We start from the raw sequence: 24,190 nt of genomic DNA, 5'->3' as shown, positions 1-24,190 counted from the left end.
ACGATCAATGGCTCATTCATGGCGCATCAGCGCACTGCGCGACCGACACCTGGCCCTGGGCTCCGCGCTCGAAGACTGGAACGGCATGGGCACCGCCTGGACCTACGCCTCGGACCTGGCCGACCATCACGAGGCGATCCGTACCAAGGCTGGCCTGATGGATGTCTCGGGGCTGAAGAAAGTCCACTACGTCGGGCCTCACGCCGAAAGCCTGCTCAGCTACGCCACCACTCGGGATATCAGCAAGGTCTACCCGGGCAAGTCGGTGTATGCCTGCATGCTCAACGAAGACGGGAAGTTCGCCGATGACTGCGTGATCTATCGCACGGGCCCTAACGCCTTCATGGTCGTGCACGGGGCAGGCAACGGCCATGAGATGCTGGTTCGCCAGGCGGCGGGGCGCCAGGTCGCCCTGCTGTTCGATGACGACCTCCACGACCTCTCGCTGCAAGGGCCCTTGGCGGTGGACTTCCTTGCCGAACACGTGCCGGGCATTCGCGACCTGCCCTACTTCCACCATGTCCAGACCACACTCTTCGGTCGCCCGGTGATGATCTCGCGCACCGGCTACACCGGCGAACGCGGCTATGAGATCTTCTGCAAGGCCGCCGATGCCCCCTTGATCTGGGACACCATTCTGGAGAAAGGCCGTCCTCTGGGCATCATCCCCTGTGCGTTCCTCGCCCTGGATTGGCTGCGCACCGAAAGCTACCTGCTGTTCTTTCCCTATGACAATTCCGAGATGTACCCGTTTGCGCAGGAAAAAGCCGGGGACACGCTCTGGGAGCTGGGCCTGGACTTCACCGTCTCGCCAGGCAAGCAGGACTTTCGCGGCGCCCACGAGCACTACCGCCTGCAAGGTCAGGAGCGTTTCAAGATCTTCGGCGTACTGATAGACGCCCCACTCGCCGCCGAACCAGGCGATACCTTATGGCAGGACGGCAAGCAGGTCGGCGTTATCACCTGCCCTATGTACTCACGCCTGACACAACGTTCCCTGGCCATCGCCCGAATGGACACCGCCATCGCCGTGCATGGCACGCCACTGGTGGTCAAAGGCAGCCTGGAAGCCAGCGCCATCGCCCATGAAATGCCGTTCGACGACCCCGAGAAGAAAAAACGTACCGCCAAAGGCTAACCCGACACACGGGGCCGCACCCGCGCGCCCCGTGTGCTGTCACCCATTCCCTCCATCGGATCACCCCGCCATGAACCAGTTCGTCTTGAAAATCAGTTGCCCGGCACGCTCGGGTATCGTCGCCGCCGTCACCACCTTCCTTGCGAACCAACAGTGCTACATCAGCGAACTCTCGCAGTTTGACGACGAAGTCACCTCGCGCTTTTTCATGCGCGCGGTGTTCCGCTTCAACGACGGTTGCGAGCCCGACATCGACCGTGTGCGCAGCGGTTTCGTTGACGTTGCCACGCCACTGGAGATGCAATGGGAACTGTTTTCCTCCAGCCAGCCGCCCAAAGTGCTGATCATGGTCAGCAAGTTCGACCATTGCCTGGTGGACCTGCTGTACCGCCATCACAAAGGCGAGCTCCACATGGAGATCACCGCTGTTGTCTCCAACCACCTCGACCTGCGGCACATGGCCGAACGCGAGGGTATCCGCTTCATCTACCTGCCGGTGAACAAAGACAACAAGGCCCAGCAGGAAGCCGAACTGATGAAAATCGTCGAGGAGACCGGAACCGACCTGGTGGTGCTTGCGCGCTATATGCAAATTCTGTCCGACGACCTCTGCCGCAAGCTGTCTGGCCGCGCAATCAACATCCACCACTCCTTCCTGCCCGGCTTCAAGGGTGCCAAACCCTACCACCAGGCCTACGCACGTGGCGTTAAACTGATCGGCGCCACCGCCCACTACGTGACCAGCGACCTCGACGAGGGCCCGATCATCGAGCAGGAAGTTCAGCGTGTTGACCACGCCCACCAGGCCGAGCAGTTGGTGGCAATCGGCCGGGATACCGAGACCATTGCACTCTCCAAAGCACTGAAGTACCACTTGCAGCACCGGGTGTTCATTAACGGCGACAAGACCGTTATCTTCAGCTGAGCCCCACTCGCCAGCCGTTGCCAGAGACGCGGGCCACCGGCAGAGATGTCGGTGGCTCTTGCGCAGCAGGCGCCCTCACCTGCCCCTTCACGGATAGCGCCCTCAGCCCAGCGACGGCAAACTCAGCTCAACCGCTGTCAGCGGTGCGTTTACGACAAAGCCGTTCCACAACTCGCTGAACGTCTGCCCATTGCGCGGATGCCGGCAGGTTGGCGCCAGCTGGGCCAGGGGTTTAAGCACAAAGGCCTGCTCCAGGATCTCTGGCCGTGGCAACTCAAGGTCACCGAACTGTCCAACCTGCTCGCCATACATCAACAGATCAATGTCCAGGCTGACCTGATCCGGGGTCTGCCGGCAGCGGCCGAAATGCGCCTCCAGCGCCTTGAGCTCAGCAACCAGGGAGGCCAGGGAACGGGTGGTCTGCGCCTGCACGACCATATTGAAAAAGGCCGGTGCTTCTAGCCCGACCGCGCTGCTCTCAAAGACCGGAGAACAACGCAATGGCCCCAGTGACGCCCGCAACGCGATGCACGCCTGACTCAAATGCCATTGCCGGCGCAGGTTGCTACCCAGGCCCAGGTAGATGTCATGGACCTGGATGTCCGTGACCCCGACGGTGCGAATCTGTAGAGCGGTCATAACAACACCCTGAAAAACACCGACCATCAACCGTGATGCAAAGGGGCGACCTGCATCCACAGGTCGCCCCTTTCGCCCACCCTCGAGGCTCAGACCGCGTCGGCGCCAACCTCTGCGGTACGAATCCGGACAACCTGCGACGCCTCGGTGACGAACAGCTTGCCATCACCGATCTTGCCCGTGCGTGCAGCGTTGATGATGGCTTCCAGCGCTGCCTCGCACAGCGCATCGGTGACAATCGCTTCAAGCTTGATCTTGGGAATCAGGTCGACAACGTATTCAGAGCCCCGATAGATTTCGGAGTGCCCCTTCTGCCGACCGAAGCCCTTGACCTCGGTCACCGTCAACCCTGTCACTCCCACTTCAGCCAAGGCCTCACGTACATCGTCGAGCTTGAAAGGCCTGATGATCGCAGTGATCACTTTCATGAGTGCGCTCCTTAATTCGAGTACTTGTAGCCCACTTCACCGTGAGACGACAGATCCAGACCGTCCACTTCATGTTCTTCGTCGACACGAAGGCCACGGCATAGCACGGCGGCCACCTTGAAGGCGATAAAGCTCGACACCGCCGAGAACAGGATGCTGAACGCCAAGACGCCACCATTGACCAACAACTGATCCAGCACGCCGCGCTCCCCGCTGAAACCCAGCCCGCCCAGAGAGGTCATGGCAAATACCGGGGTCAGCAAACCGCCGACGATACCGCCAACGCCATGCACGCCAAACACATCGAATGCGTCATCCAGCCCAAGGATCGGCTTGAGTTTTTCCACGGCCCACAAGCAGATCGGCGCAACGATCAAACCCAGCAGGATAGACCCCATTGGGCCTACGAAACCGCAGGCCGGCGTGATCGCGACAAGGCCGGCAATAGCCCCGGACAACGCACCCAGCATGCTCGGCTTGCCACGATGCTTCCACTCGACGAACAACCACGCCAACGCCCCTGCCGCGCTGGCGAGCATGGTGTTGACCATCACCAGCATGGCAAAACCATTGGCCACCAATGCACAGCCGCCACAGAAACCCAGCCAGCCCACCCACAGCATCGAGCCACCGGTCATGGTCATGGTCATGTTATGCGGCGCCAGCGCCGAGGTTCCGTAGCCGCGACGGCGCCCCAGCAGGAAGGCGCCGATCAGCGATGCAATGCCGACATTGACGTGCACCACATTACCGCCCGCGAAGTCCTGAACACCCAGGTCGAACACCCAACCGCCTCCCCAAGCCATATGCGCCATGGGGAGATAATTGATCGTCAACCAGATGGCCATGAACACCATGACCGCCGAAAATTTCATCCGCTCAGCGAAACCGCCGCAGATGATCGCCGGGGTAATGGCTGCGAACAGCAGCATGAACAAGAAGTACAGCAACTCAGGAATGGTGCCTTGAAGTGCGTCGGGGCCTACGCCCTTGAGAAACAGTTTATCGAGCCCACCAATAACCGCTTGCCATTCGCCACCTGACGTGAACGTCAGGGAATAGCCGTAAATGGCAAATAGCACCGACATCAACGATGCAACTGAAAACACCTGCATCAGAATCGAGAGCACATTCTTGCTACGTGCCAGGCCACCATAGAACAACGCCAAGCCAGGCAAGGTCATCAACAACACCACCAACGCGCACGTCGTCACAAAGGCGGTGTCACCGCTGTTAAGCGCAAGCGGCTGATCCGCCGCCCACGTAGGGAGCGTCACTGACGTGAGCGCAGCGACCGCCGCCAATCGGCCACCTCTGAAAGAGCCGTTCATGTGTATTCCTCAACAGTGATGCAGCATTGCTCTCATAAGTGGCGTGCGATCAATCGCCCGCCCCTAGCCTCAGGTTCGTCAACAAAATTTCCCAAAAAGAAAATTTCATTCCCGAAGGTAAAAGCAATCTATCTGCCAAACTGCCTGCCGTTACCTCCAAGGAGGTAACAAAAACCCGCATGGATCGACAGGAACACCGGAGGAATCGAGGTACAGGGATAAGAATGCGCGTAGCGGAAGGTACTCGCCGCTACGCGCTGGTGCATCACGGCTGTGAACAGAACAAAATCGGGCGTTTTGCCCGACCGCGTCAGCGCTTCACCGCCAGCGCGGCCAACAATGCGCCATCACGCCCGTAAATATCCGGAGCGTAGGACACCTTGCCCTGGCGGTCGGCCTGAGCCGTCCAGTAGCTGAGCACAATCGGTACTGGCGTTGCCAGGCGGAACTCATGGGTAAGCCCGGTGCTCAACAGCTGGTCCGTGCGGGCACGCTCGGGCGGGCTCAACAACAGATCGCGCAACTGCAACGCGTGCTCGACCCGCACACAACCCGAGCTGAACGCGCGAGGCCCTTTGTTGAACAGCGCCTGGCTGGGCGTGTCGTGCAGGTACACCGAAAACGGGTTGGGGAAACGAATCGCCATCTGCCCGAGCGGGTTCCTCGGCCCCGCACCCTGACGCAAGAGGATGTTGCCGGGATTCTCCCAATCGATATCCTCCGGCGCCAATGGCTGCCCATCGCTGTCCAGCACCTGAAGGTTCTGCCGGCTCAGGAAGGCCTGATCCCGACGGATTTCCGGGAGCTTGTCTTCACGCAGAATGGTTGGCGGCACCGTCCAGGTCGGGTTCAGGGTGAGGCGCGTTACCTGGGACTTCAGCAGCGGGGTCTGGCGCTCGGCACGGCCCACCTGCGTGCGCGTCTGCCATACCGGTAACCCGTTCTGATAGACGATCAACTGGGCCGCCGCGACATTGACCAACAGGCTGGTAGGCTCCATTTCCTGGGCCAGCCAGCGAAAGCGTTCAAGGTTGATGCGCAACTGCTCGCGCCGCGCCGCCGGGCTGACGTTCAACTCGTTCAAGGTTCCCGGCCCGATCACCCCGTCCGCTTGCAGCGAATGGCTCAGCTGGAAATTTTTCACTGCATTAACCAGCGTGGCACTGTAGTGCGAATCGACGGTAACCGGAAGGCTGCTCAAATAGCCCTCGTTCAACAACCGCTGTGCAAGCTGCGGCACCCGCTCATCCTGCATGTCCGGGCGCAGCAACGGGCCGCTGGCAAGCGACTGCCAGTGGGGCAACGGCTGCTGGCGCTGCTGGGCATACACATGACGCAGGTATTGATACTGTTCCAGGCTCGGGCGGGCCTGGGCAAAGGCCCCGGCAATGTTCTGCAGCCCCGGACCGGCGAGCGCCAGCACCTCGGCCTGTCGGTCGCGTTGTACCTCATTGGCATGCCACAGGGGCTCGAAACGCGCTTGCTGCAAACGACCATAGTGCAGATCCTGTAAAGCCTGCAGGTACTGTTGGCTGATCTGGATATCAGCACACAGCGCGTCGCCCGCCCCATTGCCAGCCGGCAACGCGTAGTTGGCCGGGTCCAGGCCATCGTCGGCCACGTGCTGCAACTCGGCCTGCAAGGCCGCCACACGCCCGTTGACCGACCACACCGCAAGGCCCTGTTGCTGCTGATAGAAGGCCTGCAGCAGCGCCTGCGTCGGCGTGTCCACGTGCTTGGCCAGGCCCGGGCACGCGACCGCCAATTGGGTGAGCGCTAATTGCAGCGGGCTTTGATTCTCGGCAGGCGCCACTTCGGCAAACGCGACCAATGGCGCAGCGAGCAAGCAAATGCTCAAGTAACATGCGGACTTTTTGAACAACTGCTTTACTCCAATCCATGGCCGTCACGGTTGACGGTCAACCTTTGCAGCAGATACGACAAACAATCGGGCCAGTGTACAAGCTAGGCTGCCGAGGGGGACGACACGATGTCAGGAGTCAAAGTGGCAAGGGAGACTCTTCACACATGCTGACCTTTTTGTGCCGACTTTTTCTGGCAACAGCAGCCTTGGGCGTGATCTGCACGCCAACGTTCGCCGCCAACACAAACAACCCTGCTTTGTATGACAGCCTCTCGCAGGCCGCTCCAGAACTCAATCCCCAAGCGCTGAAAGGCGCCCTGAGCGCCATGCAATGTGCCGTCAACAATGGCGCCCGGCAAGCACGGCACCTGGCCGTGATCGACTACTCGCAACCCTCCACGGCACGCCGGCTCTGGATCTTCGACCTGAACAAGAAGACCGTAGTGCTGCGCGACCTGGTCGCCCATGGACAAAAGTCCGGGGAAAATTTCGCCACCCAGTTTTCCAATCGCCTAGGCAGCTACCAGTCCAGCCTAGGGCTGTTCCGCACCCAGGAAAGCTATGAGGGCAGCCACGGTTACTCGCTACGCATGGACGGCCTGGAGCCGGGCTTCAACGACCAAGCGCGGGACCGTGCCATCGTGATTCATGCCGCCGACTATGTGAACCCCTTGTGGAGCAAGCGCCAGGGCCGTATCGGCCGCAGCCAGGGCTGCCCGGCTGTTCGACCACAAGTGGCGCGCCAGGTTATCGACAAACTCAAGGGCGGCCAGTTCATGTTCTCCTGGTACCCCGACCAACGCTGGCTGAAATCCTCGGCCTACCTCAACTGCCAACCACGGCAGGTGGCAAGCATCCTGACCGCCAGCGGGGGCTGAAACGCAGCAGCACACTAGCCAGGAATATCGGCGTCCGTCGGCCCATCGACCAGATTGCCACGCACCTCGATGGCATGGCCGAAGAACAACTCACCGTCCTCATGCCAAAAGGTGAAATCCCCGGCATCGTCGATCTCGATGGTCAGCAGCTTCATGCGTGACAGGAAATCTGCAGCAGTGCATTGCGCTTCATCCTCGCCAAGCCAGTGTTCGTTCTTCAGCGGCAACAATTGGCTCAACGCAAAATCGCTGATACGACGATGCCACTGCTGCTGTGCCTGAAACAGGCCCGCCGCTAGCGAGATGACAGCCTGAGGGCTCTCAGGGTCGGCGCAACGCAACAGCAGGTTGATCTCTGAACCGTTCCAGAGCGCCGTCCCTTCAAACTGATCGGAGCACTTTTCCCGCTCAAGCACGCCAAATTCCGGGGTATCCAACCGCACAGGGATTTGCAGATCGTCCGCAACGCGTTTCAGCTCGGCATCGGCGGCCTGACAAGGCGTAATACTGCGCACCAGGACTGCACCGCTCGCCGCCTCCCCCTGCACATGGAGGGTATGCTGACTGTAGGCACGAACCTGACGCATCCAATGTTCGACTGCACTCTTCTCTACCGGCATCTCACACCGCTGCCGCTGCTGCGTCAGGGCACCGTCCTGGCTTTTCCAGGCGGCCAGGTAGAACACCAGCGTCCATTGCTCAGCGTTGCCAATACAACCCGCCCCCGAGCCAAAGGCATCGACCAGCCCGGTAACCGGTTCATCCGTGTTCAACATGCGCGCGTTTCCTTTGTCTGTAGTTGGGGGCGCCTTATTGTCCACGTATCAGCGACTGTGCGCACGCCTCACGCGAGAGCGCCTATTTCTCGTGTGATGGCGGTTGCGCGAGGGGGGCCTTCGGGTGCGCTGGGCTCCTTGAGCCCTGCTCCGAGCCAGAGATGTCTGGGCCATCCGCGCAAGACTTCAGCTTGCTGAGAAGACACGTGATTTGGCCCTATTCAACTTGGCCATCGAGAGCAAGCTGCGTGCCTGTGACTTAACCAAGCTGCGAGTCCGGGACATAGCCCATGGGGAACATGTGTCGTCACGGGCCATCGTGATGCAGCAGAAAACCCACCCAGTGCAATTTGAAATTACTAAACAAACCCGCATGGTTCTGGAAGCTTGGAAGCTTCAGGCGAACCTACGCAGCGAGGACTTCTTGTTTCCGAGCCGGCTGCACTCTTCAGACCATCTTTCCACCAGGCAATATGCTCGAATAGTTAAAGCGTGGGTAACAGCAATTGGCCTTGACCCAACCCTGTACGGTACTCACACGCTACGAAGAACCAAGGCATCATTGATCTATCGCAGGACGAAGAACCTGAGAGCTGTCCAACTCCTGCTTGGTCATACGAAGCTTGAAAGCACCGTCAGGTACTTGGGAGTCGAGGTAGATGATGCCCTGGAAATGGCGGAACAGACGGAAGTCTGATCATCCATAGTGACGTTCGATGCTAGACCGTCGCTATCCGACCCATAGGAGCCTCTGGCGAAGGGCAGCGATCGGCCAGAAGCGGACATTGGTCAGAGGGCCCGTTCACCCGACTAAATTACTTGGCGTGTCTGGGAAAGTGGAAGCGAGTAGTTCAGTATTCAAAAACTATTTTTCAGGGAACGAAAGGATATGCATATTGAGACCGTTTGGGTGCGTAACTTCCGTCGTCTGAAGGACACTCGCATCGATCTGGCGTCCGATATTTCAATATTCGTCGGGGCCAACAACAGCGGTAAAACATCTGCGGCGCACGCTTTGCAGCTTTTTACCTCCGCTTCGAAGGATCGATTTACCCTCCATGATTTCAGCTCAGAGTGCTGGGACGCCATCAACGCTTTCGGAGAAGGGGCGGACGGAGTCGAACTGCCAACCATTTCCCTCGACATCTGGTTCTGCGTCACGCCAGCCGATCTGCATCGAGTTGTAGATCTGCTACCTAGCCTAGATTGGCAAGGTAGCCGGGTTGGTATTCGAGTGGAGCTCGCAGCAGCAGATGCCGGCCTTCTGAGAAGCAGTTTCCAAGAAGCACGGGCCAGCGCGCGGCATGCTCTGTTGCAGCCAGCAGAGGAAGGCGTGGCACAGGGAGACGTGGAGCCAGCCATTGGGCAAGACGGGTACAACCCGCGACCGCGTGACCTTTGTGACTTCATTGCAGATACCGTAGGTGACAGGCTACGGCGTGATTTCGAATTGAGGTACTACATACTCGATAGCGCCGGATTTGACCCTGAGTTTAGACAGCTTGATGGTTTCGTGCCTCTACGCCTGATTCCTGATAAGGGTCGCAGTGGAAGGGATGTGCTGGCTAGCTTAGTAAAGGTCGACTGTTTACATGCTCAGCGTCACCTGTCCGACTCCAATGCTGGATCTCGATCTGAAGATCTCTCCCGCTGTTTGAGTCGTTTCTATGAAAGGAACCTTGAGAAGCGCGGCGAGGATTATGACGCTCAGCGCGCACTATACCAGTCCGAGAGCCTGCTGAATGACCACCTGGAACGTGTCTTCGGACCCACTTTGGAGCGGCTGGCCGATCTGGGCTATCCCGGGGTCAACAATCCTCGGCTGCTGATCAAGACTGCATTGAACCCTGCGACCATTCTGAGTAGCCATGAAGGGGCACGTGTGCACTACGCGCTCGGCGCTCTCGGAGCAGCAGAGGTCACGGCAACCTTGCCTGATAGGTACAACGGCCTAGGTTTCAAGAACCTGATTTATATGGTTGTTGAACTGCTCGATGTTCACAGTCGATGGTTGGACATTGAGGAAAACCGCCCACCGCTCCACCTGATATTCATAGAAGAGCCGGAGGCGCATCTCCATGCACAGCTGCAGCAGGTTTTCGTTCGGAAAGTGTTAGACATCCTCGCCGTGCCCGAGGAAGACAGCCCATTTTGCACCAGCCAGCTTGTAGTCTCGACGCACTCACCTCACGTTCTTTACGAGCGAGGCTTCAAACCTATTCGATATTTTCGGCGAGTAGCGGATGCCGGCATACAGCAATCTAAAGTGCTCAGCATGGCATCTTTTTATGAGGCGGCCCTAGATCCTAACGACCCGAATGACCGCACCAGGGATTTTCTTGAGCGATATCTCAGGCTAACTCACTGCGACATGTTCTTCGCTGATGCGGCCATTTTGGTTGAAGGGAACGTCGAGCGGCTGCTGATGCCGCAAATGATTGCTAAAGCTGCACCTCGCCTTCAGTCGAACTATTTGAGCGTTTTAGAGGTGGGAGGTGCGTTCGGGCATCGATTCAAAGGCCTCATTGATTTCTTGGGGCTCACTTCGCTGATCGTGACCGACATTGACAGTGTTTCTCCGCCCGCAGCGGGCGCTTTAGCCGCAAACGGCGAGTTGCCGGTTGATGAGGATCCTGCGGATGCAGAGCCTGACGACAATGAGGACGCGGAGGAGGCTGAAGCGAGACGTAAAGGGCGCAAGGCGTGCATGGTTCATGAAGCCGGGGCTCTTACTTCAAACCAGACGTTGATCAAGTGGCTGCCTGGGCACACCACGATTGACGATTTGCTGGCTGCGACCGCCGAACAGCGCACTCAACTCCGAAACGAAGAAGGCGGCGCCCTTGTACGCGTTGCTTACCAGACTCCAGTAGCGGTGGTGTGGGGCGGAGCGACTCAGGTGAGGACAGGCAGGACGTTGGAGGAAGCGTTTGCACTGCAAAATCTAACCTGGACGCAGCACCTGGACCGCAAGGATCTCGGCCTACGTATCAAGGGTTCCAACAATCTGGAAATCGCAGGTATTGCGGAGCGCCTTTACCGTAAGGTCAAAAGCTCAAGTTTTCGTAAAACTGATTTCGCTCTCGGGCTGCTGGCTCAAGAGCCGTCGGCATGGACGGTGCCAAATTACATTTCGGACGGTCTTCGTTGGTTGGAGGATCTGGTCGCCCCGCCACCGCCCGCAGTAGCTGAGGCGGAGGCGCTTCTCAACGGGGGTGAGGTATGACAGCGCGTATCGGTCAGCCGGATACTCAAGCAGATATCGAACTAAGGTTGTGCCTGGACCAGCGCCCTCAACGCAGCTTTGTCATGGTTGCTGGCGCGGGTTCTGGAAAGACGACGTCGCTGGTAAAAGCCCTTGCGCACCTTGGCCAGACGCGAAGACTAAAGCTCAACATGCGTGGTCAGAGAGTTGCTTGCATTACCTACACTGAAGTAGCGGTCAAGGAGATCTGGGGGGACGTAGGTAACGATCCGCTATTCCATGTCTCGACGATTCATAGTTTTCTGTGGACGGTAATCAGGCCCTTCCAGGTGAACTTGAAGGCTTGGGTCATCGCAAGGATCCACGAGAAAATCGCCGAAGCGCAGCAGCATCACGACAAGCCTAGGACTCGGGCAGCAACTCGTGAGCGGCTCGTGAAAGATATCGCGCGTTATCAGCGTCACCTTGAGGCCGTAAGGCATTTGACTCATTTTAACTACGGCGCCGGAAGCGATTTCGGGCGAGGTGTACTCGGGCACTTCGACGTTATTTCGGCGGCGGTCGAGCTAATCGAGCAGAGCCAGTTGCTTCGTGATGTCATCGCCAGCAGGTATCCAGTCCTTTTCATTGATGAAAGCCAAGACACGCGTCCGGAAGTAGTGGCTGCATTTAGAAGGATCGCCGAGACGACTCCTGTGGAGTTCTGCCTCGGATTTTTTGGCGATCCGATGCAAAAAATCTACCTTGAAGGTGCTGGAGTTATTGAGACAGCCGAAGGCTGGGAGCAAATCACCAAGCCAGAAAATTTCAGGTGTCCGCTGCGAGTGCTCCAGGTAGTGAATGCTATCCGGGAGCCCGATGACGGTTTATCTCAAACACGAGGCCGGATGAACTGGGTCGACGGCAATCCTGAACCTGTTATGGGATCTGTTCGATTCTTCCTACTGAGAGCAGATGACCATCGCTCTATGAAGCTAGCTAAAGTTCGTGAATGGATGCGGCGTACGAACGATGACGATCATTGGGTGAGTGATGATCCTGTCGCTGACTTCAGGGTTTTGGTTGTCGTGCATCGGATGGCGGCAGCGAGGCTCGGCTTTCCGAATCTTTACGCTGCTTTGAATGACAACGATGCACCACCGTCCATCAAAGAGGGCCTTAAGGACGGTACCGCATGGCCGCTGCGGCCGTTTCTGAATTACTTGCTACCCTTGGCAACGGCGGTTTCAGAAGACCGAAGGCTCGACGTCATGACTTTTCTGCGTTCGGAATGTCCGTTACTGCAGCCAACGGCTCTGGTCGGTAGCGATCCGGTAGCGGTGCTTCGGGCATTGCAAACATCCACGACAGAGTTGGCCAGACTTATTTTTTCGAGCGATGCATTGCTGCAGGACGTGCTCGTTCACTCCCAGGCAGCAGGTCTGCTACAACTGGACGAAGCGTGGACAAAATACTTGGGCCTAGACCGCACAGCCGACGATGATGATCCTGAGATCCCCGCCGTGTCGGCTTTCCTACGTTGCGGTGTCAGTGAATTGGCTGGCTATCGTCACTACCTCGAAGATCTTTCACCGTTTGCGACCCAGCAGGGAGTGAAGGGGGCGGAATTCGAACGCGTTTTGGTGCTCATAGATGACGAAGAAGGCAGAGGACAAAGGCAGTTCTCCTACGAAAAATACTTCGGCATTGTGGAGCCCTCAGATACTGATCTGGAAAACCTAGCACAGGGCAGGGATAGCGTGATGGATCGCACCAGAAGGCTTTTCTACGTGTGTTGCTCTCGAGCGACCAAGGATCTCGCTGTGGTCATGTTCGTGCAGGACATCGAAAACGCTCGAGAAAAAATTGCTGAAACCGGCATCTTCGATTCTGACGACATTGTGGATGAGGAGGCTTTGGAAGCCGCTCTAACTTAGCGCTGGCATATGTCCGCGTTCACTGCTTCTGCCTTTCATGACTGACCGGTATCAGTAGGCTGCACCTACGGCTACTGACTCATGTCGGCCAGAAGTGGACGGTCAAAAGTGAACCGATGGCGGGCGCCGACTAGGCTAGCAGTCAGCGCCGCCGTTATTTTTTCTTCCACTTCCACCAGGCATGTTTGGTCGCAACGGGAGGCGATACTGGTACCTCTACGGCTTGGACACCAATTAGCGTCTGTGCACAGATCGAATTCCACACCTTGGCGTTTAGCGGTAAAACTCGCGACCAATCTATTTCGCCTACAAGCGCTGGATGGGGGGCAAATCCGAAGAACTGTCCCGCATCACGAAGGACGCCCTCTCATGGAGCAGCGCGACTCCTTGGCTCAGGAGATTCTGTTCCTGCCACTCCTGGGAGTTCATCAATTTGGAAAATTGCTGAAAGCTCTCCGCGACAAAGTGCAGTCCGCCCTTGAGCACATCAAACTTCTCTACTTCGCCGGTTTTGCGCTCAAAAAAAGATCGCCAAACACCGACGCTCCGGTTGGGCGGATCTGCTCAGCTATCACGCCGGGCCACTCCTGAAGCAAGGCGTCAAAGTCGAGATTCGCAGCTTCTACAAATAAATCGTCCCAAGTTAATGCGCTCACGCTTATAGACCCCCTTCTATCCACAGCTTAGATTTTGCTTAGAAGCAAGCAATACATCTCTTCGCTAGAGGTCAGTTCGATTTTTTCTTATCTATCTTAGGGCGCATATCTGCCGCAACGCTGTAGATTGTATGAGTATTAATTGTTTGAAGCTTTTTAAACCCCATCCCAAAGTCCCTCATGCGACCATCGAGGACGACTAGATATCCAAGATTAGTATTCCTATTCTTTTGGTAGTGAATAATTTGACTCTCACCCGAAATTGCATATGTGGAAGTATATCCGCCGCCGCACATTTTAAGCTCGACAACCACCCTGAGTCCGCCAGGCAATATTGCATATAAATCGATGAATCCCGCACCAGCTCTAGGCTCTTGGAGAATTTCCATCTCGCCTTTTCCGAATTTTCCATTCAGAAAGGTAATCAGCATTTGCTTGGCTAGTTCCTCAGGCTTACTAACCCACTTATAGTCTTTGATTTCTTTATCTTGATACCAGAAGTGCATCCTTGAATCTGAACTAATAGAGGCTGCAAACTCCTCTAGGGCAGTATAGAAAATATCGGCACTGACTGGCTTTTCCTTGGCGACATTGTGGCCGGTGAAATTAGCCAGCTCATGATTACTTAAGTTGTTCAGGCACTTGGAAATATATGCTTCTCTTTGCTTAATACCTGCATCAGACTTACTAAGATACTTGAGCGCCAGAGTATATTTTCCGCTTTCACACAAAGCCTTGCCATACGCAAAGCAAATATTAGGGAGCTCGCCGACCAGCTCAATTCGATCCCGCAAAAGGCTCTCTGCCTCCACCCATAGATTGGCATCAAATAGCATTGCAAGACAGTTTTGCGCTGCAGAGCTTGAGAACTGATTATAGGACAATGACATCTTATAATTAGCAAGAGCCTCGGAAATCATTCCTTCCTTTCGGTATCTTTCTGCGATAGAAAAATAGACAATCTCAAGCAGTCGCTTATCGCCGTCTTTGTCTTTCTCGAGAATTAACCTGGCCCTATCCAAGCTTTCTAATGCCTCTTCAGTGCTTAGGTCGGCTGTGCACGATTGGTAAAGCAGTGCGGCAGAAAGAATTGACTCATCTTGAAAGGCAATAATCTCAGAGAATAACTCTTCATTGATGGCGCCATTGCTCATCATGGCATCACTGAGTCGCATCCGCAAATCGAACCCTAGATCATCAATTAGGCTGGAGATACATTGCGCCTCTTCTTTGTAATTTACTGCGGCTTCATGATCGCCTATCTCTTCAGCGATTATGCTGGCAAGGGAAAAATTGGCATGAAGGTCTATCTCATTACCTATTAAACCTTTGCGCAGTTCAATTGATTGAACTGCATAGCTCATAGCTTCCTGAGGCTGACCGATACGGTGTAGATACTGTGCTTTTTTGTAATTTAAGGAGCCGATAAGGTCGCGATCCAGTAGCTTTTCTGAGTTATAAAGATCAATGCAGCGATCAATCAACTCCAAGGATTTTTCAGGACTACTATTCTCCATTGATTCCGATAGAACCAAGAAATTAACAATTGCTTGTTGGCGATTACCACTCTCCAAGTGCTTATCGGCGGCTTTCTCAGTGAAAGAAATCCGGTCTTTTTCATTATCAGAAATTAAGGATAGTCCTTGATAGGCCCACGCAATGGTTCCAGGATCTGCATCGGGAAACTCAATAACCTTTCTATATAGAACGGACGCTTTGTTACGAAGATTTTCTTGAGCGGCAACATTTGCTTTTTCAAGAAAAAGATTTTGAATAAGTACAGGATCAAGATCGTCGCGAAACTCATCTAGTAATGAGTCCAAGTCATTTTGAGTCAAATGCCGCCTGCCAATATGAGCAGAATATGCAACTCGAAATAACAAGTATTCCTTGCGTTGCTCTTTTTCTAGCTTTGATACATCTAGCTTTAGTAGGGCAATGAGGATATCTGTGCTTTTAGAGAACTGAAAAAGGCTTTGATTTTTTTCGAAAACCTCATAAGCTTCAGCGCACTCACCACTTGAAACCTTTTCTTCAAAGTCTTTGATCCATGCGCTAGAAATATCTAAAAATGTACGAGATAGAGACTTTATAATTCTTCTACCTATATCTTTTTCACTGTCCGTGATCGCATCGGAGCTGCCGACAAAGTGATTACTTCCCAAGTCAAACTCTAGCGTTACTAGTGTCTTTTTCGCGTTCATGATGCGACCTATAAATTTATTGTAATGCTAATGCGATGACGGTTCGCAGGTGTCTCCAATCTAGTGATTTTCTCACCTGATAGGGGGCGGTGTTCAATAACTTTGTGCCTTGGTTTCCACCTTTGAGCAGCGTGCTCAGGATTTCAGGCTGTTCGAGCTGGAGCTTCACAATTTCTGTGAGAGCAGCATTGGCATACGCCTTGGTGCGCAATGTTGGCTCGTTAAACGTAGAAGCAGAATTAAAACAAGCAGTGGTATGTAAGCGTCCGAGCTGTTTATCCATGAGAGGAAACCCCATGCAGGCATTTTGAAATCATGTGATCATAAACCTGAGTCTCAAGCAGCTCCAAGGCTGCCTCACTCACTTTGCTGGAGTTTTTCTTAATGACCGCAGTGGCCCTCTGAATGTCCGCTTTTGGCCGATAGCTGCCGTTCGCGGATGACAGCTTTCGGCCAAAAGCTGCCGTTCGCGAGTAGCCGCCACAACCCAACGCAGCCTCTGACCGGCAGCAGCCCTGGACTGATTCCTTTTAGACCGGGAACCGACAATCTATCGGGATACTCTTTGGTCTCGGGTGCCAGCGCGAAGCGCCAACTCGGCCGGGCCTCACCAGCAACCGCGGATCACAAGAGCCCTAGCACTTTCATCAGATGTTGGAAGCAGGCAATGAAACGAACTTGCCAATGGCCTCTTCCGTACCCTGTGGCGCAAACACAAAGTCCGCTAGGTCAACCTCCCACCATGTTCCTTGCAACTCACTGGTCAGTGTCGAAATCGAAAACGCATCCCCCTTAGGATATTCGGCCTCTTCCCACTGCTTTTTGATATCCAAAACCGAACTGTCATTCAGCCAATAGGCATAGATACGAATTGCTGGCGTCGCATCAGGAAGGCTGAGCGGATCAGGCTGCCCGCTACCTTGACGATTCCGCTTGAGAACTGAGGGGTCCGTATGCAGCTTAAATTGGATAACAGCCTGCTGTTCTTCATCAGTTCGTGCATATACGAATTGAGCATTAAGCAGAGGTAAGTAATCCCAGGCCCACTTGCTCGAAGGTTTGGTGGTAGACCGGCATGGACGGTCAAAATTGATGGGATCCCAGAACCAGAAGCCGGCTCCGAATTTGGCAGCCAGTTCATCCAGAGCAGGTAAGAGACGTCTGTAGAACCCAGCCAGTAAGCGATGAGAGTTCTGTACCTGATTTACGAGAGAAGCGGCTTGTTCGCGAGTCATTTCCACTGTACTAATTCTTCCTTTTCTAAAAATTTCGTAATCGGCAGCAGGTCAGCCCAGTCTTGGGTACCAGCGCTTAGCGTGGGTATTTTTGCAATGGCCGTCCAGCTTTGAACAAGCTCAAGCTGTTTGTGGAAACTTCCACATCCGTTACACAGCGGCAGCAGGTCACTGAACGGCATGGTATCGCTCACCATGCCGAACAATCGAAAAGCTTCGAACCAGTCTTGGAATACTCGATCATCCCGAACGTCTGCTAGATCTCGGATGAGTCCGAGCCCTCTCAGAAGTTCTGGCCAGTCCAGACAAACTACACGGAGGCCTATTGATGAAAAATCTCTTTCGAGCTTGTCTGCCGAACTCCTCCATTCGGGATGATTGCGGCCTAGGGCAAGTAAGATGATTTGTTTTGGCTCGTCGTTTTGTCTGTGAAGGGCCTGGACCTCCGCTCGCCATTGCTTGGAGGTTTGCATACCACCAAATGGCGGCTTCACTTCGATCAGCAGCCGATGATGTGGATACTCTATCAACACATCTGGTTCGACATATCTGCGACCTTCACTTTCACTCAACCTTGGCCAGAACTGAACATCACTCAACTGTCCAAAATCCCCCGCGTATTCATTACCGAGCAGGACGCGTAAAAACGCATCATGGACACAGTCAGACAAATAAGGCATGCGCCCGAACAGCACGCTCGTCAGGAGATCTTCACGTTTGCGAAACAAGGCGCGCCAACTTAGCTGGCGCCCATCAATCTCAACGCGGCCTGCCTTCCCGTGCAAGATTGCCGTCAGCATTGGCTGCCCTCGATTTGAGGGGCAATTACATTAACCGCCGAAATACGCATAGTCATAGAATCCTCCCATTCCAAGAAATAGATTCGCGTCGAGCTTCTACCAAAGCCCGCATTATGTCACCAACGTACGTTCCCCACTGAAGAGCTACGCAAACGCATCTCAAACACCAATGCGCCGTCCTATCCGAAGAAATGATTCATCGTACATGTACAAACAGGAGCGCGGATCATAGGGAATCCAAGCGTCAAACCATTACCTCGAATCAGCGAAGCATGCCATTTCAGTTTCCTGTCGCAGTGCAAGCCTGACGCGCAGGCATTGCTCGAAAAAGAAGCGCCAGGCGATGGCATCATCGGAGTGGATGGTGACAGTGGTCGCCCACGCGGGTTAATCCACCAGCAGATTACCTTGCTGGTCAGCAAATTTCTGGTGCAGTCATCTGGCTACAAAGAGGTCTGCCCAGGCGCAGCTCCTGCGCGGTGAGCCTGCAATACCATTTCTGTCAGTGCCCATCATCATGCCGGCACGTGAACCACATCGTCTGTATGGATGAATAACCGGGGCGGTCGCACTTGTACCATGGTGCCTGGGCACACTCTGGCTCAAGGAGATGGCATGACCTCTATTGATCAACTGGAAACCCGCCTGCGCACGCTTGAAGATGTCGAAGCGATTCGCCAGCTCAAGGCGCGCTATCTGGCGTGTTGCGATCTGAAGGATCCGCAGGGCATGCGCGACTGCTTCGCGCCGGGCCCGGTGCTTATCGACTACGGCCGGATCGGTGTGTTCGAAGACCGCGATCAACTCGTGGCGATTTTCCAACAGCTCGGCTGCCATCCACATGTTGTCGAGATGCACCATGGCGTCAACCCGCAGATCGATGTGCTTGATGACACGCACGCCCGTGGCACCTGGGGTTTGCATTACCAGATGATCGACACGCAATCGCAGGCTATCACCCAGCTTGGCGCGCACTATGACGACGAGTACCGCAAGATCAACGGTCATTGGAAGATCAGCGCCACGCGCTGCGTGGTGACGTCCACGCTGATCGCCAGCTATGAGCAGACCGAGCCCGGTGTGCGCTTCGCCGGTGTTCAGGCGAGTGCCACAGAAATGGGAGCACCTGCAGATGAGTAACGATCACAGCCAATTGGTCGCGGTTGTAACAGGCGCGTCGCGTGGTGCCGGCAAAGGCATTGCTCTGGCACTCGGCGCGGCGGGCGCGACGGTGTACGTGACCGGCCGCTCACAGAACGAGGGCGATGCGCCGTTACCAGGCACGATCCACGAGACGGCGCGCCAAATCGATGCGTTAGGCGGCAAGGGCATCGCCGTCGCGTGCGATCACGCCGATGATGAGCAGGTGCGCAGCCTCTTCGAGCAGGTCGAGCGAGAGAGCGGGCGGCTCGACATCCTTGTCAATAACGCGACGTTTCTACACGATCAACTGATAAACCCCGGACCGTTCTGGGAGAAGCCGCTCGATCTCGTCAAGATCCTCGACGTCGGTTTACGCTCCGCCTATGTGGTGAGTTGGTACGCGGCTCCGCTGATGGCCAAGCATCGTGGCGGACTGATCGTGTTCACCTCGTCATTTGGCTCGAACTGCTACATGCACGGCGCTGCCTATGGCGCGCAGAAGGCCGGTGTCGACAAGTTCGCCAAAGACATGGCCGTGGACTTTCGCCCCTACGATGTCGCGGTGGTGTCCATCTGGATGGGTCCGCTGCGCACGGAGCGCACGACACGCGCATTGCAAGAGCACCCGGATCGCTACGAGGAATTTTCGTTCGTCATGGAAAGCCCGGAGTTTACTGGCAAGGTCATTCACGCGCTGTATTGCGACCCTGACCGAATGACGCAGTCCGGGCAGGTCCTGATCGGGGCAGAAGTTGCGGTGAAGTACGGCATTGTCGACCTGGATGGCCAACAGCCTCCATCCTATCGCGACATGCTGGGCAGTCCAGTGCAGGCTCATCCGGCGATTGTCGAGTAGCGAGACAGTCGATAGCAGCGGAAGAGATAGCCGTAGATGTAGATCTTTAGCGAGATCGCGGGTCAGGTGCATGAACATCGCTGATGTCGAAACTCCTTTTACCTTCTCAGCATCTACCGAAAAGCCTTTCTGGCGCCCTTTCTAACGCTCTAGCCAGCGTCCATACAGTTTAGGGAATTGTTCGCGCACCCAACAAACAAAGACCTCGACCTGCGGTGCAAGGTGCGAGCGGCTGGGGTACAGCACCGATACGGGTCTTGGATGCGGACGAAAGGCACGCAACACCTCAACCAGTGTTCCGTCTGCTAGAAAACGGTCCAGAGTTATGCCGGGGGCCTGAAGTATGCCGAAGCCCGCCACGCCACACTCGACATAAGCGTTGGATTCGTTGACGGTAATGCCCTGGCGACTGATGTGCGATTGCTCGCGACCGCCATCCATAAACTGCCAAGCCAGTGGGCGCTGGTTCTGCCCGGAAAGAAAGGTCACGCCGCGGTGCGCGCTCAGATCCTCCAAGGTTTTGGGCTCGCCGTGTTCCTTCAGGTATCGCGGCGCCGCGCAGGTGACCATGGTAGCCATACCGATGCGAGAGGCTACGAGGCTTGAACTTGGTAACTCGCCGATTCGCAACGCACAGTCCACGCCTTCTGCAACCAGATCGACGGTCCTGTCGGTGACCCCCAGAGCCAACTCGATTGCAGGATAGAGGGTTGAAAACGCTCGCAAGCTCTCGATCAGCCCAGGCTGCGAAAACGCGGTAGGGATATCAACCCGCAATCGACCACGCAAGGTTGAACCTGGAGACGAGAACATCGCCGTGGCATCCGCAACCTCACCGAGAATCGTTTTGACACGCTCGTAGAATTGTTCCCCTTCTGAGGTGAGCCTGACCGTACGGGTGGTGCGCTGAAACAGCCGAACGCCAAGCGAAATTTCCAACTCCTGTATCGCGCGGGTTACTTGCGGGCGGCCGATCTGCATGGCATCCGCCGCACGGGTAAAACTGCCAAGTTCGGCCAATCGGGCAAACACTTGCATAGACTGGAGTAGTTCCATAGCGTCTTCTCACTTGTCATTTTTATTGCCGGATAGGCGCAAACATCTAGTCTGATTGTTGCCTTAAAAAATAACAATCCTTTGCCGACCTGAGCATTTATTGAACGCTCCAGCTTGGGGAGAATGTCGCCACTAGGTCACCCTAACTGGAGATAGGCACATGAAAGCATGGCTTTTGAATGATTTCGGACTCGATAACTTGGCACTCGGCGAAACCGCTACGCCCGCTCCCAAGGCAGGCGAGTTGCTGGTAAAGATCGGAGCGGTTTCCCTGAATTTTCGCGATAAGGCCATCGTCGATGGCTTCTACGAACCCCACTTGGTACCCAAACCGCTGATTCCGGTCAGCGATGCATCAGGCACTGTCGTCGCCGTGGGCGAAGGCGTAAGCCGATTCAAGGTGGGCGACCGCGTCAACTCGCACCTCTACTCGCGTTGGATTGATGGTGAGCCAGGGCCGGACGAACCTGCCTACTGCTTCGGCATGCCGCTGCCCGGTGGCTTGGCCGAATTCATGATCATTCACGAAGAAAGCGCTGTTCGTGCACCAGACAACATGTCCGACGAAGAAGCTTCGACGCTGCCGATTGCAGCGCTGACCGCATGGTATTCGCTGGTCGACTACGGCCAGATCCAACCGGGCCAGACCGTTCTGGTGCAGGGCACCGGCGGCGTATCGATTTTTGCCGTGCAGTTGGCAACCGCACTCGGCGCCAAGGTGATCGTTACCTCCAGCAGCGACGCCAATCTAGAGGCGGTGAAAAAGCTTGGCGCAGTGGCTGGCGTGAACTATCGGACCTTCCCTCGATGGGAAGAGGAAGTTCTGAAACTCACCGACGGCAAAGGCGTAGACCTGCTTCTGGATGTGGCCGGTGGCGAGGGCCTGAACCAGTCTATCCTGGCAACCAAGGCCGCCGGCAAGATCGCCCAAATCGGCTTTCTCACCGGTCAGACCACCTCGCTGAGCCTGATGCCGCTGATCTTCCGCCAGACAACTATTCGTGGCATCGCAGTAGCACCTCGTTCGTCGTTTGATCGCATGAATGAATTCCTGAACGAACACGCGATCCGCCCAGTTATCGATCAGACCTATTCGTTCGACGACGCCCACAAGGCGTTCGAGCACCTGGCCCGAGGCGCCTTCGGCAAAGTGGTTATCAAGGTTTCCTAACTCGTTAGGTCAAGCGACATAGCGGTGACCCGATATGTCGCCTCGCCATGCATATTGGCAAGGCAAGCTTCAGGGTGCTGGTGCCATGCTGAATGGCCTCGCCCGGAGGCTATGGCGTCGAGGCATGCTCAGGGACAGACAGATGAGGAATAGTCTGTCCGTTGGCAATGGCACTAGCTTCAAGCTTCTCACGCTCCGCTTCCAAAAAAACATACGCGGCTTGCAGGGTGGTGATCTTCGCTTGAATTTCGGCCATCTTGCTGGCGACCAAGGCCGCGCCTTGAGCACAATCGATCGTATTGCCCCGCCTGGCCGCGAGGATGTCGCCGATCTCAGCGAGTGAAAACCCTCCACTCTGGGCACTCTGAATGAATGCCAAATCAACAACGGTCTGATCGCTGTAGCTGCGGTAGTTGTTGGCCTGTCGATGGGCCACGATCAGCCCGAGCTGCTCGTAATAGCGCAATGCATGGCGCCCGACGCCACTTCGGCGCTCCAACTCCCCAATGTTCACATTAAAAATTCCTTGACTGTAGAGCAGGCTCTACACCTTAGCCTGCGCCAATCGTCCAAACAAGGAGTCAGGCATGAGCGTTGAATGCTTCGTCACAGGCGGCAGCGGGTTTGTGGGTCAACATTTGCTGGCCCGTCTTACTGCCACAGGGCACACGACCTGGGTGCTTATGCGCAGCCCTGAAAACATTGAGCGCCTCAGAGAGCAGGTAGGCCGACTGGGCGGTAACCCCGCGTATATCCATGCCGTTGAGGGCGATATCAGTAGAAAGGGGCTTGGACTCAGCGAGGCAGACATGCAGCGCGTGTCTTCGGCCTCTGTGGTTTTCCACCTCGCGGCGCAATTTACCTGGGGGCTTACAATGGAGCGCGCCCGCACAATCAATGTGCAAGGGGCCCTGAACGTCGCCAGGATTGCGGCGAGCCAGCGCATCCGATTGTTGATGGTGGGCGGCTTTATGCTGCAGAACCTTACCCACCTTGCCAGTATCGGGGTTGATAATGAGCACCCTGAAAACACACATTGGCCCGCAGTCTACAGTCGTGTAGGTGGCTACGAAGGCAGCAAGCTCGAGTCCCATTTCGCAGTCATTCGTTACATGCAGGAAGCGGGCGCGGATTACACGATCGTTCATCCTGCTACGGTGTGCGGCCACAGCGAGAGTGGGCACATCCTGGAAGGGCAACCGCTGGCCGAACTCATTCGAAATCTGGCACAAGGCCGGTTCAAAGCTGTCCCCGGTTCCGCCGCGCACTGGCTGCCATTGGTCAGCGTCGATTACCTGGTGACGATGATAACCTGCGTGGCGTTCGACCCTTCGATGGCCAACCGGCAGGTTCTGGCGCTCGATGAACGCACACCGAACTTACAAGGGATGCTTCAGCAGGTCGCAATAACGCTGAAGGTCAAGGCACCCCGCCGCCATGTAGCGATAGGGGTGCTCAGGTGGCTTTTGACGATTCCCGGACTGGCAGCCCGATTCGCGATCAGCGCCGAGTCACTGAACTTTATTCAGACGCAGCGCTTCGACATGAGCGATAGCAAGCAACTGGAAAGCAAGTATCAGTTAACACATCCCAACCTGGCGCGAACGTTGGAAAAGACGGTGCGCTATGTCGAGGGTTACCTGCCCAATTGAGCCAACCACGTCAGGCAATCTTCGATGAAGTAGCAAATTCCCTATGCTGTACTGCGCGCTCCGGCAAGGCGCTGTGGTGCCAGTACCTTCGCGGTGTTTGTATCGCAGGCAAGCCTGCTTGTATGAATCCCCCACCGGACTGCAGTCCATCTTGTGGGAGCGGGCTTGCCCGCGATGGTATCAGCGTGGTCTCAGTAAATTCGCGGTGCTTGCATCGCATCCACCGGTTGAATCCGCACCCCAAAGCGGCCCTTCGCGGAGGTCAGCTCTCGGCCAGAAATGGCCATCCTGTCTTGTTCATATCAAGCCCAGCATGA

The 24,190-nt window shown here is 55.8% G+C and carries 22 protein-coding genes; 11 read left to right on the top strand and 11 right to left on the bottom strand.

Features of this window, described 5'->3' with window-relative positions; genetic code table 11:
* Positions 1-7: 7 nt before the first annotated feature.
* Both AB7M23_RS16120 and purU read left to right on the top strand, forming a co-directional pair.
* Positions 8-1,138, top strand: a complete 1,131-nt coding sequence (locus tag AB7M23_RS16120) for an aminomethyltransferase family protein (protein WP_454241322.1) — start codon at positions 8-10, stop codon at positions 1,136-1,138.
* A gap of 70 nt (positions 1,139-1,208) precedes the next feature.
* On the top strand, positions 1,209-2,063 hold the full coding sequence (gene purU / locus AB7M23_RS16115; RefSeq protein WP_065757737.1) for a formyltetrahydrofolate deformylase: 855 nt from the start codon (positions 1,209-1,211) through the stop codon (positions 2,061-2,063).
* Between the two features lie 102 nt (positions 2,064-2,165).
* Here the strand turns inward: purU and folK are convergent, their stop codons facing one another.
* The 4 genes from folK to AB7M23_RS16095 all read right to left on the bottom strand — a co-directional run bounded on the left by folK (position 2,166) and on the right by AB7M23_RS16095 (position 6,343).
* Positions 2,166-2,702 (bottom strand): 2-amino-4-hydroxy-6-hydroxymethyldihydropteridine diphosphokinase, encoded by a 537-nt coding sequence (gene folK, locus AB7M23_RS16110; RefSeq protein ID WP_454241321.1) that lies wholly within the window; start codon positions 2,700-2,702, stop codon positions 2,166-2,168.
* An 89-nt stretch (positions 2,703-2,791) separates the two neighbouring features.
* Positions 2,792-3,130 carry a P-II family nitrogen regulator gene (locus AB7M23_RS16105; protein ID WP_065757735.1) on the bottom strand — a complete coding sequence of 113 codons (339 nt, stop codon included), beginning with the start codon at positions 3,128-3,130 and terminating at the stop codon, positions 2,792-2,794.
* An 11-nt stretch (positions 3,131-3,141) separates the two neighbouring features.
* Complete coding sequence (locus tag AB7M23_RS16100; RefSeq protein WP_083199718.1) at positions 3,142-4,461, bottom strand: ammonium transporter; 1,320 nt, start codon at positions 4,459-4,461, stop codon at positions 3,142-3,144.
* Positions 4,462-4,771: 310 nt separating this feature from the next.
* Complete coding sequence (locus AB7M23_RS16095; RefSeq protein WP_454241320.1) at positions 4,772-6,343, bottom strand: L,D-transpeptidase family protein; 1,572 nt, start codon at positions 6,341-6,343, stop codon at positions 4,772-4,774.
* 146 nt (positions 6,344-6,489) lie between these two features.
* On the opposite strand from AB7M23_RS16095, the gene AB7M23_RS16090 reads away from it, so the two are divergent.
* Positions 6,490-7,203: a murein L,D-transpeptidase catalytic domain family protein gene (locus tag AB7M23_RS16090; RefSeq protein WP_454241319.1), complete on the top strand. Its 714-nt coding sequence runs from the start codon at positions 6,490-6,492 to the stop codon at positions 7,201-7,203.
* A gap of 14 nt (positions 7,204-7,217) precedes the next feature.
* Here the strand turns inward: AB7M23_RS16090 and AB7M23_RS16085 are convergent, their stop codons facing one another.
* Positions 7,218-7,979 (bottom strand): DUF2262 domain-containing protein, encoded by a 762-nt coding sequence (locus AB7M23_RS16085; RefSeq protein ID WP_454241318.1) that lies wholly within the window; start codon positions 7,977-7,979, stop codon positions 7,218-7,220.
* A gap of 145 nt (positions 7,980-8,124) precedes the next feature.
* Between AB7M23_RS16085 and AB7M23_RS16080 the strand changes: the two genes are divergently transcribed.
* The 4 genes from AB7M23_RS16080 to AB7M23_RS16065 all read left to right on the top strand — a co-directional run bounded on the left by AB7M23_RS16080 (position 8,125) and on the right by AB7M23_RS16065 (position 13,691).
* Positions 8,125-8,676, top strand: coding sequence for a tyrosine-type recombinase/integrase (locus tag AB7M23_RS16080; protein WP_454242186.1), 552 nt, complete (start codon positions 8,125-8,127; stop codon positions 8,674-8,676).
* 192 nt (positions 8,677-8,868) lie between these two features.
* A complete protein-coding gene (locus tag AB7M23_RS16075; protein WP_454241317.1) occupies positions 8,869-11,205 on the top strand; it encodes an ATP-dependent endonuclease in 2,337 nt (778 codons plus the stop codon).
* Complete coding sequence (locus AB7M23_RS16070) at positions 11,202-13,100, top strand: UvrD-helicase domain-containing protein (RefSeq protein ID WP_454241316.1); 1,899 nt, start codon at positions 11,202-11,204, stop codon at positions 13,098-13,100. Before AB7M23_RS16075 ends, AB7M23_RS16070 begins: the two co-directional genes overlap by 4 nt.
* Positions 13,101-13,469: 369 nt before the next feature.
* Entirely contained in the window at positions 13,470-13,691 is a 222-nt protein-coding gene (locus AB7M23_RS16065) for a hypothetical protein (protein WP_454241315.1), read from the top strand.
* A gap of 136 nt (positions 13,692-13,827) precedes the next feature.
* Here the strand turns inward: AB7M23_RS16065 and AB7M23_RS16060 are convergent, their stop codons facing one another.
* From AB7M23_RS16060 to AB7M23_RS16045, 4 genes are all read right to left on the bottom strand, one after another.
* Positions 13,828-15,960, bottom strand: coding sequence for a hypothetical protein (locus AB7M23_RS16060; RefSeq protein ID WP_454241314.1), 2,133 nt, complete (start codon positions 15,958-15,960; stop codon positions 13,828-13,830).
* A 16-nt stretch (positions 15,961-15,976) separates the two neighbouring features.
* A complete protein-coding gene (locus AB7M23_RS16055) occupies positions 15,977-16,243 on the bottom strand; it encodes a hypothetical protein (protein WP_454241313.1) in 267 nt (88 codons plus the stop codon).
* A 364-nt stretch (positions 16,244-16,607) separates the two neighbouring features.
* The gene (locus tag AB7M23_RS16050; RefSeq protein WP_454241312.1) at positions 16,608-17,201 is read right to left on the bottom strand and encodes a hypothetical protein; all 594 of its coding nucleotides are present in this window, start codon (positions 17,199-17,201) and stop codon (positions 16,608-16,610) included.
* Positions 17,192-17,995, bottom strand: coding sequence for a hypothetical protein (locus tag AB7M23_RS16045; RefSeq protein ID WP_454241311.1), 804 nt, complete (start codon positions 17,993-17,995; stop codon positions 17,192-17,194). The genes AB7M23_RS16050 and AB7M23_RS16045 overlap by 10 nt, the downstream gene beginning before the upstream one ends.
* Before the next feature lie 615 nt (positions 17,996-18,610).
* Here AB7M23_RS16045 and AB7M23_RS16040 point away from each other — a divergent pair.
* Both AB7M23_RS16040 and AB7M23_RS16035 read left to right on the top strand, forming a co-directional pair.
* Positions 18,611-19,135, top strand: a complete 525-nt coding sequence (locus tag AB7M23_RS16040; RefSeq protein WP_454241310.1) for a nuclear transport factor 2 family protein — start codon at positions 18,611-18,613, stop codon at positions 19,133-19,135.
* Positions 19,128-19,994: an SDR family NAD(P)-dependent oxidoreductase gene (locus AB7M23_RS16035; RefSeq protein WP_454241309.1), complete on the top strand. Its 867-nt coding sequence runs from the start codon at positions 19,128-19,130 to the stop codon at positions 19,992-19,994. Before AB7M23_RS16040 ends, AB7M23_RS16035 begins: the two co-directional genes overlap by 8 nt.
* A gap of 141 nt (positions 19,995-20,135) precedes the next feature.
* On the opposite strand, the gene AB7M23_RS16030 is transcribed toward AB7M23_RS16035, so the two are convergent.
* Entirely contained in the window at positions 20,136-21,050 is a 915-nt protein-coding gene (locus AB7M23_RS16030; RefSeq protein WP_454241308.1) for a LysR substrate-binding domain-containing protein, read from the bottom strand.
* A gap of 160 nt (positions 21,051-21,210) precedes the next feature.
* Here AB7M23_RS16030 and AB7M23_RS16025 point away from each other — a divergent pair, with 160 nt between their 5' ends.
* The gene (locus AB7M23_RS16025) at positions 21,211-22,221 is read left to right on the top strand and encodes a zinc-dependent alcohol dehydrogenase family protein (RefSeq protein ID WP_454241307.1); all 1,011 of its coding nucleotides are present in this window, start codon (positions 21,211-21,213) and stop codon (positions 22,219-22,221) included.
* A gap of 109 nt (positions 22,222-22,330) precedes the next feature.
* Here the strand turns inward: AB7M23_RS16025 and AB7M23_RS16020 are convergent, their stop codons facing one another.
* A complete protein-coding gene (locus AB7M23_RS16020; RefSeq protein ID WP_454241306.1) occupies positions 22,331-22,735 on the bottom strand; it encodes a MerR family transcriptional regulator in 405 nt (134 codons plus the stop codon).
* Between the two features lie 73 nt (positions 22,736-22,808).
* Between AB7M23_RS16020 and AB7M23_RS16015 the strand changes: the two genes are divergently transcribed.
* Positions 22,809-23,873 carry an SDR family oxidoreductase gene (locus tag AB7M23_RS16015; protein WP_454241305.1) on the top strand — a complete coding sequence of 355 codons (1,065 nt, stop codon included), beginning with the start codon at positions 22,809-22,811 and terminating at the stop codon, positions 23,871-23,873.
* Positions 23,874-24,190 lie beyond the last annotated feature (317 nt).

The sequence above is a fragment of the Pseudomonas sp. HLS-6 TE3448 genome (assembly GCF_053629555.1).
This window is presented reverse-complemented; position numbering and strand designations above follow the sequence as displayed.